Source organism: Vibrio sp. M260112, from assembly GCF_036533775.1.
GTDB lineage: Bacteria > Pseudomonadota > Gammaproteobacteria > Enterobacterales > Vibrionaceae > Vibrio.
In genome coordinates this window covers 25,996-40,327 of the sequence record NZ_JATABH010000007.1, presented here as the reverse complement: position 1 = coordinate 40,327, position 14,332 = coordinate 25,996, and the positions used below count along the sequence as shown (strand labels likewise).

At 43.6% G+C, this 14,332-nt stretch carries 13 protein-coding genes and 2 pseudogenes; 3 read left to right on the top strand and 12 right to left on the bottom strand.

Annotated features, from left to right (window positions below):
• Positions 1–5: 5 nt before the first annotated feature.
• From QTN95_RS05055 to helD, 12 genes and pseudogenes are all read right to left on the bottom strand, one after another.
• Positions 6–623 carry a DNA-J related domain-containing protein gene (locus tag QTN95_RS05055; protein ID WP_331416577.1) on the bottom strand — a complete coding sequence of 206 codons (618 nt, stop codon included), beginning with the start codon at positions 621–623 and terminating at the stop codon, positions 6–8.
• A gap of 132 nt (positions 624–755) precedes the next feature.
• Positions 756–986 (bottom strand): annotated as a pseudogene (locus tag QTN95_RS05050) (isopenicillin N synthase family oxygenase); the annotation flags it as partial.
• A 281-nt stretch (positions 987–1,267) separates the two neighbouring features.
• Positions 1,268–2,317 carry an ion channel gene (locus QTN95_RS05045; RefSeq protein ID WP_331416576.1) on the bottom strand — a complete coding sequence of 350 codons (1,050 nt, stop codon included), beginning with the start codon at positions 2,315–2,317 and terminating at the stop codon, positions 1,268–1,270.
• A gap of 1 nt (position 2,318) precedes the next feature.
• Entirely contained in the window at positions 2,319–2,972 is a 654-nt protein-coding gene (locus QTN95_RS05040) for a DUF2491 family protein (RefSeq protein WP_331416575.1), read from the bottom strand.
• Positions 2,973–3,033: 61 nt separating this feature from the next.
• Positions 3,034–3,723 (bottom strand): PspA/IM30 family protein, encoded by a 690-nt coding sequence (locus tag QTN95_RS05035; protein WP_331416574.1) that lies wholly within the window; start codon positions 3,721–3,723, stop codon positions 3,034–3,036.
• Positions 3,724–3,741: 18 nt separating this feature from the next.
• Positions 3,742–4,137: a DUF2170 family protein gene (locus QTN95_RS05030; RefSeq protein ID WP_331416573.1), complete on the bottom strand. Its 396-nt coding sequence runs from the start codon at positions 4,135–4,137 to the stop codon at positions 3,742–3,744.
• A gap of 13 nt (positions 4,138–4,150) precedes the next feature.
• Positions 4,151–5,317: a glutathionylspermidine synthase family protein gene (locus tag QTN95_RS05025; protein WP_331416572.1), complete on the bottom strand. Its 1,167-nt coding sequence runs from the start codon at positions 5,315–5,317 to the stop codon at positions 4,151–4,153.
• Between the two features lie 17 nt (positions 5,318–5,334).
• Complete coding sequence (locus QTN95_RS05020; RefSeq protein ID WP_331416571.1) at positions 5,335–6,273, bottom strand: DUF1190 domain-containing protein; 939 nt, start codon at positions 6,271–6,273, stop codon at positions 5,335–5,337.
• 11 nt (positions 6,274–6,284) lie between these two features.
• Complete coding sequence (locus tag QTN95_RS05015; RefSeq protein WP_331416570.1) at positions 6,285–6,695, bottom strand: DUF350 domain-containing protein; 411 nt, start codon at positions 6,693–6,695, stop codon at positions 6,285–6,287.
• 223 nt (positions 6,696–6,918) lie between these two features.
• Positions 6,919–7,131 (bottom strand): integrase core domain-containing protein, encoded by a 213-nt coding sequence (locus QTN95_RS05010; protein WP_331416569.1) that lies wholly within the window; start codon positions 7,129–7,131, stop codon positions 6,919–6,921.
• Positions 7,132–7,734: 603 nt separating this feature from the next.
• A pseudogene (gene cutA / locus QTN95_RS05005) lies at positions 7,735–7,962 on the bottom strand (divalent cation tolerance protein CutA).
• Between the two features lie 11 nt (positions 7,963–7,973).
• Positions 7,974–10,040: a DNA helicase IV gene (helD, locus tag QTN95_RS05000; RefSeq protein WP_331416568.1), complete on the bottom strand. Its 2,067-nt coding sequence runs from the start codon at positions 10,038–10,040 to the stop codon at positions 7,974–7,976.
• Between the two features lie 256 nt (positions 10,041–10,296).
• On the opposite strand from helD, the gene yccS reads away from it, so the two are divergent.
• The 3 genes from yccS to QTN95_RS04985 all read left to right on the top strand — a co-directional run bounded on the left by yccS (position 10,297) and on the right by QTN95_RS04985 (position 14,303).
• Positions 10,297–12,468: a YccS family putative transporter gene (gene yccS, locus QTN95_RS04995; protein WP_331416567.1), complete on the top strand. Its 2,172-nt coding sequence runs from the start codon at positions 10,297–10,299 to the stop codon at positions 12,466–12,468.
• Positions 12,469–12,673: 205 nt separating this feature from the next.
• On the top strand, positions 12,674–12,949 hold the full coding sequence (locus QTN95_RS04990) for a hypothetical protein (RefSeq protein WP_331416566.1): 276 nt from the start codon (positions 12,674–12,676) through the stop codon (positions 12,947–12,949).
• Positions 12,950–13,043: 94 nt separating this feature from the next.
• Entirely contained in the window at positions 13,044–14,303 is a 1,260-nt protein-coding gene (locus tag QTN95_RS04985) for a hydroxymethylglutaryl-CoA reductase (protein ID WP_331416565.1), read from the top strand.
• Positions 14,304–14,332: the final 29 nt, after the last annotated feature.

The window sequence follows — 14,332 nt, the reverse complement described above, 5'->3', positions numbered from 1 at the left end:
GCGCGTTAATGGCGTAGTACGTTCCATGCTTCGCAGAGAACTCGAAAACGTTCACTGTCTCCTTTCTCACGATCTGGGTGCCATTTGAGCGCCAGTTTTCGCCATCTTCTTCTAATTTCTGTTTGGCTCACATCATGATGAAGTTCAAATAGACTCAACGCCTTCGCTCTGTCCATGTTTTTTCCATTGGTGCTTCCAACAGAATGACGGTAGCGCGTCCAGAACTCATTGAGTAAACGTTTCACTTCGCCCTCTTCCGCTTCATAGTTCTTCCAGTGGATGTAATAATCACGCAGTGGGTCGTTTACGTCGACTTTATGACCTGCGACTTGATGTGCAGGCATCAGAACAATATTCATCGCTTCAACTTGCAGCCATTTCTCTGGATAGAGCGTTTCCTGAAGTTGGTAGAGCGCATTCATGATAAGAAAGTTACGCTTAAATAGATCTTTTTCTGGAGAAGGGTCTAGTACGGGGATAAAACCAAGATCGCCCAAATGAGAAGCCAAAGTGTGGACTTTCCAGCCACTTGGGTGTTTTCTTAGAACCTCTAATACCGGCCAAAGCAACGGGTTTTCCATATACTGCTGAAACTGGGCAGTGAGTTGTTGTTTATCGTCCATAAGCCTTTCTCTTTTTTTTATTCAATAAATGACATAATCACTTATTTGTCGAGTCTTGCTTGTTACATTTGTCGCCTGAGCCATAAAAAAAGAGCCACCTTTGCTGACTCTTAATTGGTGAATGAATACAGACTAAATGACACCAAGCTCTCTTAGGCGTTCCATCAAGTAACTATCTGCGGTATGGCGTTCAGATAAGACGACTTCTGGTTTTGGATGAAGGAACAGCCGTGAATGTTCTTGACGTGAGCCATCAGGGTTGATCACGCGGTGTGTGGTCGATGGGAAATATCCACCCGATGCTTCTTGTAGCATATCGCCAATGTTGATGATCAAGTTACCGAAGCCACATGGGGTATTCAGGTTCCGATAAACGCTTACACCAGTTCCCTTATTAACACTTCTCGATTTGTAACCACTTGAAAATACCTCTGCATTCATTAACTGACTAGAACCTCATTCGTTGACATTTACCCTAGTCTAGCCATCTGAAAACTGAATAATCACCTTATAGGTAATGATCAGATATTTGCTAGAAAGAATAAATTGTAACAGAATCCTAAATCGCTGTACAAAAAGCAACTAGAAATTATGTTGTAATCCGCCTAAAAACAACAAAGGCGAACACTTGGTTCGCCTTCACTTTATGGAGTTGGCCATTCATCAAAATCAACTCTTTCATCACTTATGTAGTAGAGAGTATCTCCTGGATGAATAATCATCTCGAGGTCAGGGTTAAGTATGACAACTTCCTCATTTCGACGCCTCATACCAATAATTGTAGATTCAGTTTTCTGCTTAAAATCTATGAAAATATCCAATACTTTAAATGAACATTCAGACTTAACTTCAATCCCATATTGAGTCTGACCGCGTTCAGCACTAACCATTTCACTATGTAAGAGGCTTGACCCAATATCTATGACACTTTTGGCCAGAAGCTCTGTGCTGAGATTGGAGATAGCTTCGGCATTTGGACATTGTAACTTAAGAATTTTTGCTTTAACAGGATCATTAAAATGAGCGACTAAATGAGCAGTTCCATTTAGAGAACTCGCAAAAAGAGCGATCGTCAGCGTATTTTCATCTGCGTCGGTATCGATGATGATGCAGCTAGCTCGGCTTAAAGCTGATCTTTCTAACTCATCTTCATTGGTAAACGAAGGGACGTTGATAAAAGAAACCAAATCCGGCAACGGGTTTTCATGTTGCTCTACTGAAATGAGCACAATATCCCTTTTATCTTCTCGAGCAATCTGTTTTACCAGTGAGGGGGTCCGATTTTGGTTATATCCGACTAACACTATATGATCAGACTTGTTTCTAACTGTATGCATACCTTTTTGTTTCCTGTACCAAAGAGACATTCCTTTTGCCAATAATTTACCAGCAACCAATGCGAATAACCCTAGAGCGCCAGGTATCACAACAAGTGCCGTGAATGCCTGTCCTACCTCAGTTAGCGGGTGCAAATCCCCAAAGCCCACCGTGGAGCCTACAGTTACTAAATAATAGGTCATCCTAATTGGTGATTCGATCAAGTGACCTTCGCCTAATAGCAGGTAACCAAAATAGACAATGAGAACAAAACTCAGTGTTAGCAGGCCTAAATGCAATTTACCTAGGCCATCTGCAACTACTGAGAAGTACTCATCCCAAAGCTCAATTAACTTCTTTGAGATATTTTTCTGCATTTTAGTTGTTCTTAATATCGATAGGGTTCAGATGTACGCCTGTTGAAATTACTAACTCATGCTCTAGGTTGCCAGAAACCTTGTTGTACTTCTCTTCGGCACAAACAAGCAACAATTCTACACTTGCATGATGACTATCAATCTCACGAATATATGGCATAAAGAATTGGTCAGTTTCAGACTCCGTTCCGTTCTTGAAGTACGTTTTCTCTGTGATTACTTCAGGTTTGTTACCTTCAAACGACTGAGTGAACTGGTGACCTTCAAGTTCGTATTGACCAATTGCTATTTTATCGCGAAGAAGTGGTTGCCAATCAGCATCAAGAATTCCCTTTGTATCGTGAAAGTACCAAAGGATAATCTCGATTATTTCATTGTCTTCCAACTGAATCTGAAGGAACCCATCATCATCAGTGTAGTAGCGAACGATTTTTCGGCGTTCATCCAAATCAACAACCCCTATTGCTTCAATCCTTTGCTCTGGTGCAGCACCTTCAATGATCAATGAACTTTCAAGGGAACGAAGTTTGAGTGCATCCAAAGTAAATGTGCCGCCAAGGTGTAAGCCTAGGACTTGAGGCAATTGAGGTTTTTCTGGTTGCGATGGCACCGGAGTTGGCTCGCCACCGAAAAGTTTTTTTATTCTATTTAACATATGAAATCCTTGTAGCAGAGAAAAAAGGCGACTCCAAAGAGTCGCCCTTGTAGACGTTATGTTAACTGTCTTTCTTTGTCAGGCTATCTAAAAGTGCTTGAGCATCTTGAGATGGGCCTGCTTTTTCTGCTGCGATTCGAGCGTCCAAACCTGATGGTGCACTAGCTTCCGCTGCGCGCTCTTGTGCTGCATCAAGCATGTGACCATTCTTCTCTTGACGAGCTTTGATACGCTCAAAGGCATCTAAAGCTGTCTTAGATTTTGAATCAAGGCCAGTTGTCGCATTCAACGTTGCAGCTTGAGCCTTTTGGAGCTGCTCTGTTGAACGGATCGAATCGATTTCTTCTTTCATTGCAACAATACGCTCTTTCAGACCTTGAACAGTCGAAATCAGGTTATCTTCTGTCTTCTTAGTCTGTTCAACGCGTGACTTAGCAGTTTCTAGCTGAGGTTGAAGCTTAAGGATTTCTTGAGCCACTTCCAAAGCAAGTTCTTGGTTGTCATTGTTGGCAAATTGCTGCGCATCTGCTTTGTAACCGGTAATTTTGGCTTCCAGATCATGGACCGTCTTTTCATGTTGTTTGCGTTGTCCGCGCACTTCATTGATATTTTGGTCAAACTTCTGAATTTCACCTTCTGCTTGGCGGATATAGTGCTCAAGCTCGGGAATTGCATTTTTATCTGCTACTGCTTCAGCTTTCGCTTCTGCTTTACCGACAAAACCAGCTACTAATCGTGAAAAAATACTCATTATTTACCTTCCTTTTGGTTACTTAGTTTCTCGTAGAAAATCGCTAGAAGAATGGAGAATTTCAGTAACGTTCTGGAATAGCATAACGAGCTCAAGTTCTACATTATCAAGGATTGAGCTAGATGACAACGCTCCAAACGCAACATAGTATTTTGTGCCTTCGATCTCTGACTTACCAACCGATGTTAGTGGTAAGCCCTTCTGTGCTTGCATCATCAAGTCGTCGAATTGAGCCACATCTTTGATTTCTGACTCTTTAAAAAGAATGGTTTCAATGATCATCTGGTTTTCTGTAAGAACAAGATGAGCCGGAATACCGTCGCCATTGGTAATGGTCAAGCCTCCTTCAATTTCACCAATAGTCCAGTTATGATCTGAAGCTTCTAAATGCGCTTTGATGTTTTGTAAAGACATGTCTATATCCTTGTTAAACAATGATATGTGGTACAAATCGTGCCACGTCGTTTGTGATTAGTTTATCTGATTCACGGAAAGAAATACCGCACCCTGTTTTACCGATTACCCAAGATCCAATTACGACCCGACCGTTCTTAAATTCAGCTAACGGAGCAAATTCTTGAGTAATAAAGCCTTCTGCACCGTAGTTCCCTGTCGTACCTTCTACAGTCTCACCTTGGAGCTCAATTTCGATGTTCGCTCCTTCTCGAGAGTAGATTGGCTTGGTTACTTTGTTCTCGATTAATGCAACTTCCTTTTCATTTGAGAAGTAACACTCCAACAAATTAGGATGCCCTGGGTTGAGTTTCCACATGATAGGAAGCAAAGCTTTAGAACTAAGTAACACTTTCCAAAGTGGTTCGATAAACTTACAGCCACTTTCTTCTATATAATCCCCATACGGATCTAGAAGTGCAAATTCGTATGGGTACAGTGAAAATAAATTGAAAATCTGTTTTGAGTTTTGGTCTAAGAATTGGTTATCAACTGACAACTGAATCTCATTTATATCAACAATTACAGTTTCAAAACCCACCTCTTGAGCACACTGAGCTAAATAGGTGACAGTTCTTCTATCTTCTGATGATGTCTCATCACAGGCAAAATGTAAGATCATCGACTCAACGCCTTTTGCTTCACGCAGGTAAGCAAACTGAGTGATGATACGTTCGTCCAGTAGGTTAAATTGATCAGCATGGCGAGGAATTTTCCCTGCTTCTACTGATTGCTTCATCCAGTCCCATGCCGCAACAGACAGTTCAAACAAGGATGTTGGTGTCTGCCCATTGTACTCCAACATCTTCGGCTCACCTTTACCATCCCAAGCGAAGTCAAATCGACCATACAAATAGGATTTATCAGTAGCCCAAGATTTTCGAAGCAAATCATAGTGCTTTTCTGGTAACCCGAACAAATGTAATAAGTCATTATCAAAAACGTGAGCCACCGCTTTGATAGCTAACTCATGTAGTTCTTCAGTAACCTTATCAATATGATCAATTTGGGCGCGGTTTAGTTGAAAGTATCGATTTTCGCACCAGTAAGGATGCTTTGATGAAACCTCATAGAAGTCAAAACCGAGCTCAAGTAAGCGATTTTCCCAACCCTCGCGAGGTTCAATGTCTTGTTGCAGCATGAGCATTCCTGAATTATTTAACCGCCGAAACCACCAAAAGAACGACCCGAGCTACCAAAGCCACCAGATGACTTTGATGTTTTGGTTGGGCTACTCTTGTAGGTAGTACTAGGGTTATTGGTTTTGGCGGTTGTGCTTAGTAGTGATGGTTTGGTGTTTGTCTTGTAAGCAGCATTACTATTCACATTTCCAATTCGCCCAGTACCCGATGTAACTGTGTAACTGTTACAGTCGTTACGTCCTGACTTTAAGCATTGCTGATATCGCTTAGTTCGCTCACGCTCGGACAAATAGTCGCCAGTTTCATCTAATGCTTCTGACAACAAGTATCCCGCAATCAGGCTATTAGCTACTGAAGCACCTGAACCATTAGAACCACCTTTTGTTTCATCAGTAACGTCGGTTGATGAACCTGACGTTGGAGCAACTGAGATAGATGCCACATCCAGCTTGGAATCTGGTAATGGTTTTGCGTAGGAACCTTCAAGAGACAGGTTCAGACCATTCATATCACGTAAGTCGGTTATTTCTCGACCGTTGGCCATGAATGCTTTCCCATATAAACTTTGCGTATGGTTAAACGTTGTGAAGAATGGGTGCGTGAAATCGACGTTTTCATCTTTGTGAGTGATGAAACCAGCCATTTTTGGATACCAAGCGCCCTGATCGTCTTGAAGACAGATATTGCGACCGAAGTCTCGACTACATTCCGACTCAACCATGAACTTTAGTGCAGTACGCTTTGCTTCTTTTTCAGCAAGTTTGTACGCTGCTTCACACTGGCCCGGCAGTTGCTTTTCGCATGTATCCATGTTTGTAAAAGCGTAGTAAGGATCTTCTTTAGTATCACAGCCTGTTAGCGTAGCAACAGCCCCCAATCCAAGGAACATGACGATAGACTTGCGATCACCAATCAAGTGCCTATGAATATTTACTTTACCTTGAGTTTTTTTCACAGCTATACCTCTTAGTATGTCATGGCGCCGGCGTTTAGAAGACCAACAGCAATGTACATTGATGCTGCTACGACAGCTGCACCTACCTGGTTATCTTCGATACGCTGAACAAACTTAGGCATAAAAACGAATCTGACAATTTTGATAGAGATAACTTGTGTTGTAAGAGCTACCACAGCCCAGATAGCGAAATCATAGTAGTTCACAGCGTTTTGCAGCACACCGAACAGAGCGATACAAAAACCGATTAAAGAGCCACCTAATGCAACCGCAGCTGCGACATTCTTCTCTTCTTTGATTAGTTTCCACTCGTCATAGGGAGTGATGGCAAGAACGATGTACTTAAAGATAAGTAAGAAAGCTAGTCCTGTGCTAAAATACGCCGCAAAGTTACCTAGTGCCGGCAGATTGATATATTCCATGTAGTCATTTCCTCTTGTTTTAGACGTGTGGAATGAACCAAGAACAATAGTCTTGGGGCAAAAAAATTAATTTTCAAATAATCGGCGTTTTTCAAGATAGTTGTCATCATTCGCTTACTTATTAAGCGGCTTCTCTTTCTGGATTTAGATGAACCTCACCAACGGGTTCACAGTTCCTAATTTTGCCTGACCAACGCGCAGGGTGTCGTTCTCTTGCTATCGACTACACATCAGAACGACGTCTTAAAATCTCGCTATCTTTTCCATTGTGACGCTCTGATGGCGTGACGTAATTTAACTTACTGTGTTTATGCTCGGTGTTATACCAGCGTACGAACGCCTCAACCCGACTGCGACTAGCAACCAGTTGTTTAAAGCCTTTTGCTTGCAGGCTCTGGCCTGACGCAGGTCGGTCTTTGGTCAGCCTGTATTTCACCTTGCTGATACCAGCGTCTATACGCTCTCAAATCAATTTGAACTTCATGGCAAGCGTACTCTAGACGGCAGCCACTTTGCTTGGCATCGTGGATAAGAGTGTCTAAGTTGCTGCCTCCAATGATACAAGGTTGCTGTGCTAATACCTTTTTGCTACTTGGCTTACAGACATTGAATAAGGAGGTAGTAGCTTCTTCAATATGGCTTTTTTTCTTTCTGTTGGAATGCGATTCAAAACTCACTCATTACCACCCAAACTGGTTAAATTTTAACAGTGACAACAATCCTGCCAGAGGGGGAACTGGAAACGATAAGGTAGGCAGAATTGCACTGCAACAACACATATACCGATGTTTAAAAATTGGGCAAAATTATATCATAAAAAGATATTTTAGCTCAGAAATTTATATCGCTTCCGATATGATTATGACTCAACGCACACAATTTCCGTCAAACTATCAGTGAGTTATGTCGACTTGCTTAGCATCCGGGTTTCAAACTCTGCAATATGACCCAGTACTTCAAAAGCTGCTAGCGCATCAGCCTTCGCTGGAGGAGACGAAGGCATCGCATTCTTAGGCTCTCAAGGGGATAGTGCCTTACTTCAACAGCGTGTGTTCTCTTCTACCAAGCCAAATAAGGGTTATAGCCCTCTACAAATGGGATTTGGACGATTTGCGGAACAGACTTCCCCTTTCCAAACATAATGACTGTGGATTGGCATCGTCTGAATGCACGCTGCCAATCCCTTATTCAACACTGAATTAATGATCAATTGCGCGCTTTCATCGCTATCTGTTGTGGTTAACGTAATGCAATACTGACCGCTCACTGGTGATTTCCTTACTTCTGTACGATGACTGGATAATCTTGCTCACAGAGTTCTTTGACAAAACAAGAACCTGAACCTGTATGTGCTACCCAGACTTTCTTTTTCGCTCGAGTTAAGGCGACATAAAACAGACGTCGCTCTTCGGCATAAGGGAAGCTATCTTCAGACTGGGTCAAGGCTCCATTAATGTGCAGTGCTTTGACACGGGCAGGGAACTGCCCTTCATCGACCCCCACAACTATAACAAAGTCCGCCTCTTTGCCCTTACTGGCATGACAAGTCATAAACTCAATTGAGAGTAATCCAAAATTTCTCTGCCAATCACGTAATAGCTCAGGTTTGTGGTAATGGTTACGGCCCAATATCAATACACTCTGAATCGATTTCGCATTCCTGTTCAATTGATCGAGCACTTTTTCCACATTTCCGGCAGGAATCAGCGTCACCGCTTTCGATTTTTGCTCTTTATGACTATTGAGCACCTTAGGAATCTGGGTAGGGTTTTGCTGCACAAATCGATTCGCCACTTCGCCGATCTTGTCATTAAAGCGATAAGTAGTATCAAGATGATGAATCGTTGAGTTTGGAAAGCGCTTGGCGAACCCAGTAGTAAGATCAACATCTGAACCTGCAAATTGATAAATGGATTGCCAGTCGTCGCCGACAGCAAACAGTATGCAGTCACTATGCTCTTCTTGTTGGCAAAGCGCCTCAATCAGTGCTAAACGCTGAGGAGAAATATCCTGATACTCATCAATCATAATGTAACGCCACGGCGATCGAAACTTGCCTTTGACGACATGTTGGGTCGCTTTGGAGATCATAAGGTTAAAGTCGATATGTCCCTGCTCTTTAAGCTGTTGATTCCAGGCTTGGTAGCACGGCCATACCAAAGATAACTCACTGTTTAAACGTGTGTATTCAGGGTGCTCAACCAATAACTGTTGAAGTTCTTTCTTTCCACATTCCATCAATGCGAGCTGAGACAACTGCTGTTCTAGCCATGCGATAAGCTTCGGATTCTCAACATGGCTTCCCAGTTCATCGTCACCAGCTAAGTATGCGATTGGCCACTTCGAAAGATGTTTTTGCCAACGTTTAAAGTTGGTTGGTGTCATCCAGTGTTTTTTGAGCCAATCAATACACCAGCTCTTACGTTGATTGTCATCGATCGCCAACGGAGAAATCGTGACAAGCTCGCTCTCGACTTGATTGAGTATATGCAGCCCTAACTGATGGAAAGTACTGACCTTGACACGTTCTGCACTTAATCCAACTTTATCATTGAGGCGTTGGCTCATTTCATCAGCGGCATCACCCCCAAACGCGAGCAAGAGAATTTCTTCAGGACGAGCAATGTGACTTTGCAACAGATAGGCAACACGTGCTGTCAGTACGCTGGTTTTACCTGAACCCGCCCCTGCGAGAATGAGGTTATTGTTATCGTTAAGCAAAACCGCACGCTTTTGACTCAGATTCAATGGTGAGGACTCAATTTGCGAAAAGAGCACTTGCCAATTTTCTAGCTCATTCTCCATCCAAAGCTCGTTACGGTGTTTTAGCTTCTGATCGGAATCACTAATCCAAGGCTCAATCTTACGCATGCGTTCGGGCATTCTCAGTAATGCATCTTCAAGATTCATATTCATCTGAGCGAAATCCGCACTAACGGAGTCCTGCCATTGTTTTACTGACGAATGGGTAAGAAAAGCAGGTTGACGATGAAACTGCTCAATGGCCTGTTCCCATTTGGGTAAGTGTATAAATAGCTGTTGGCACTGATTTTGGTGCCATTTTTGGTAGCGTGCGATGGCAAGGCGCGCGAAGTCTCGGCACTTATCAAGCGGTAGACCCTGTACTAGCCAAGCTTGCCTTTCGCCTTCATTGCTATATGCAAAGAAAAGTAGCCCTCCCCAAAACAGGCCATTTTTGACTTGAACCTGACCACTCCATACATTAAACGGAATGTGTTCTTCGCTGGTTTCTGAACTGAGGATCAACGCATCGGATTCTAATTCAACTTGATAGTATTCGCGTTGGATAAAAAACTGTGCAGTCTTGTTAGCGGTTAGCTGCATTTCGATGTAGGCCTTCTGATTCCATTGCAATCATCATAACTGAATTGATTTCTCTTTTGACAGATTTACGCTAAAAATAGTGAGTGACAGCACTGGTTTTACCCTAGTACAGCGTTCGTTTTCGAACAACCAGAGTTAGTCAAGATCGATAATGGACAAAAGTTAGCCAAAGTATCTAGTATCTTTATTTGGATCAGCTCGTTACCATATAGATCTTGTTATTCTCAACGCACTTATGACCTACAGATTTCTGCAAGTGAATTTATTTAGTCAGCTACGCCACTATTGGGCAAATAAAACCATCAATTATAGCCTGCTCATTCTCGTCACCCTTCTTGGCGTGGTCGTACCTGCCTGGTACTTGCAGCTCAATGAACAGATCATCCCATTGATACTGGGTGTGATTGCCGCAGCGTTAGCCGAAAGTGACGACAGTTTCACCGGACGTCTCAAATCACAGAGTTTGACACTGGTTTGTTTTGCCGTCGCCGCGTTTTCTATAGAGTTGTTGTTTAATACACCGTGGTTGTTTGCCATTGGTCTATTTACCTCAACCTTTGGCTTTATTATTTTGGGGGCTATCGGCCCACGTTACGCCAGTATCGCGTTTGGCTCTTTACTGATTGCTATTTACGCCATGCTAGGTGCTCATCAAAGTACGAATATTTGGTTCCAGCCACTTATGCTGCTCTCAGGTGCGGCTTGGTACTATCTGATGTCTATGATTTGGCACGCCCTATGGCCACTTCAGCCCGTTCAACAAAGCTTGGCCAATGTGTTTATTCAGCTCGCCAATTACCTTGATTCGAAAAGTCAGCTCTTTCATCCGGTATCAAATCTAACGCCACAACCTTATCGATTGGAAGAAGCGCGTTTGAATGCCGCCACGGTCAATGCGCTCAACTCTTGCAAAGCGACTTTTTTAAGCCGTTCAAAGCGCGGTCACGTGGATGCAACCAGTGATAGATTTCTCAACATTTACTTCCTAGCCCAAGACATCCATGAACGGATCAGTTCAACACACTACCGTTATCAAGAATTGGCTGTCCATTTTGAACGTTCTGACGTTTTATTCCGGTTTAAACATTTGTTAGAGACCCAAGCTAAATCATGTCGAGAAATTGCCAACGCAATACGTTTAGGCAAGGAATATCAACATGATAACCAGTCCGTCATGGCACTTGATGAGTTGCAAAACTCCCTTAGCTATTTGCAGTCTCATCAAAACCCACAATGGCGTTCTTTACTCTCACAGCTTGGCTACCTATTTAATAACCTTGCCACGGTAGAGAAACAGCTTAGTAATGTGAACAACCCTGATGCGAACAGACTTGAAGAAGATGCTCTTGATGACACAGAAGCACATACACTCAAAGCAATGTGGCAGCGGATCAGTGCCAATTTTACTCAGGACTCAATGCTATTTCGCCATGCGGTGCGAATGTCGCTTTCATTGACTATTGGTTATGGCATCATTCAATTATTCGATATTGAACGGGGTTATTGGATTTTGTTGACTACCCTATTCGTTTGTCAGCCAAACTACAGCGCAACACGACAAAAGCTTGTCGCAAGGGTTTTAGGTACGTTTGCAGGTCTATTCATCGGTGTACCGCTGCTGACCTTCTTCCCTTCACAAGAAAGTCAGTTGGTCTTCGTAGTGATATCCGGCGTGGCATTCTTCGCATTTCGTCTGGCTAACTACGGCTACGCAACCGGCTTTATCACTGTGCTTGTCTTATTCTGCTTTAATCAACTTGGAGAAGGATACGCGGTAGTATTGCCACGACTTGCCGATACGTTAATCGGATGTGCTCTCGCCGTTGCTGCTGTGGCATTAATCTTACCCGACTGGCAATCGAAACGTCTGCACAAAGTGATGGCAGAGGCGATAGCGGCTAATAAAAATTATCTGGCGCAAATTATCGGCCAATATAGGATTGGTAAAAAAGACAGTCTCAACTATCGCATTTCTCGCCGTCACGCACACAATCAAGATGCGACGTTAACCACCGCTATCAGCACTATGTTAGCAGAGCCCGGTCGCTATCTTGCTGCGGTGGATGAGAGCTATCGCTTCTTGACTCTAAACCACGCCCTACTCAGCTATATCTCTGCATTAGGTGCGCACCGAACCCAAATTGCCGATGATCAAACGCATAAACTGATCCTTGATGCTCATAGAGTCATTCACCAGCATTTGGAGGTGCTGTTCACCCAGCTTAATCAGCATTGTGATAACTGTGATACCAGCGATATCGATGACCCTGCCTTAGAACAACGCTTATCCGAATGGCGCGAAGAAGACGATGGTTCAGTACGCATGGTTCTGCAACAACTCCATCTCATTTACCGAATGTTGCCGGAGCTTCATTCACTCGCGAGTAAATTTGCAGTCCGTGTGGCACAACCTGCCCATTCTGCATAAAACCTCATCTTAATGAAGAGCCCTTGCTCTTCACTGTCACCTCAGCAATTACGTACATTGCGAGGTGAGATCAATAGCAAACTGGATTCATGTGACGAAACCTTAGTCACTGACGAAGAACTGTCACTGATTTCGAGCCTTTTTTCTTAGCACAACTTGCTGTAATTTCAATCATCCCTTAAGCTTTAATTAAGCGGAGGTGTTTATGCCAGTATCTTCTGTACAAGCCGGTTATCAAATCATTGATATGTCGTCGAAGATGGCCGAAGACGCTACGCTTGAAATCCAACAAAACCAGCAATTACAATCCATCTCAAACAAAGACGGCTACGAGTTCAACAAAGTCGAATTCAAAGCGCCAGCTTCTGATTTTGAACCTCTCACCAAACTCACTAGTGCCGAACAATACAGCAGAATAGGCACCAACGTATTGCAGCGTGACCAAGAGATGATTGGTACTCTGCTTGATATTCACGTCTGACGAAATGAAGTAAATTGTAGCAATACATTAAGCAACCATTGAGTTCCCGAGTCTATCGGGTAGAATGCAGACAAATTTCCCGTTTTAATTTGCAATGCCCAAACTGAATTTATCTCGACTAAAAGACCACCACTTCCTCCAGCCAGAGCAACATAACCTCACATTAGAACAAAAACTCAGCCCCCATTTTGAACGTCCAAAAACAAGACTGACACCCAGTCCGTATATTTCGGATAAAACGCTCGAAAAAAGATGGAGCAAACTCGCTAGCCTTACTGAACAATCAGTGTTACTTGACGAGCAGACCCAAGCTAATGCTGAGCTATACAATAAAAACATTGAGCACTTTATTGGCACCGTTAAAGTACCGGTGGGCATTGCTGGGCCACTTCGTGTTAACGGCCTTTATGCGAATGACGATTTCCTGATCCCACTTGCGACCACGGAAGCGGCTTTAGTTGCGTCCTACAATAGAGGCGCTCAATTGATCACAGCAGCTGGCGGTGCAAGTGCAATGTTACTCAATGAAGGGGTCACTCGCACGCCTGTATTTTGTTTTGATTCACTTGCCAATGCCGGCCAGTTTGTCGCATGGGTTGTGACACAATACGATCAATTCAAACGCGTCGCGGAGTCCACAACCTCGCACGGTAAGCTTCACGATATCAATGTCAATATCGAAGCAAGCCAAGTCTATCTGGTTTTTGAGTTTCATACTGGCGATGCTTCTGGCCAAAACATGGTCACGATTGCAACGAACGAAGTGTATCACTACATTTTGACTCACTCCCCAGTCCCGCCAACGGAAGCATTTCTGGATGGTAATCTCTCTGGAGACAAGAAGCCTAACGCCAATACGCTACGCCATGTTCGTGGTAAAAAGGTGACCGCTGAGGTTCATTTAGATAAAGCGTTGGTAGAAAAGTACCTTCATACTACCCCAGAAAAAATGGTCCGCTTCGGACAAGTCACCACCACAGGTGCAGCACTAAGTGGTGGTATTGGCGTCAATGCTCACTATGCAAATGCCCTCGCCGCACTCTATATTGCTTGCGGGCAGGACGCCGCGTGCGTCGCTGAATCGGCGATTGGCATTACGCGCATGTTGCTCAATAAGGATGGAGTACTTCACGCTAGCGTTACGCTACCTAATCTGATGGTAGGTACTGTTGGCGGTGGTACTGGCTTACCAACACAGAAAGCGTGCCTCGATATAATGGGGCTATATGGTGCTGGGAAAGCAAAGTCCTTGGCGGAGGTCGCGGCCTGTCTTTGCTTAGCGGGAGAACTCTCGATCGTTGGCGCTTTTTGTGCCGATCATTTTTCTCGTGCGCACCAAAAACTGGCGCGATAAACAGCTGGGCAGCGTTTTATCCGCTGCCC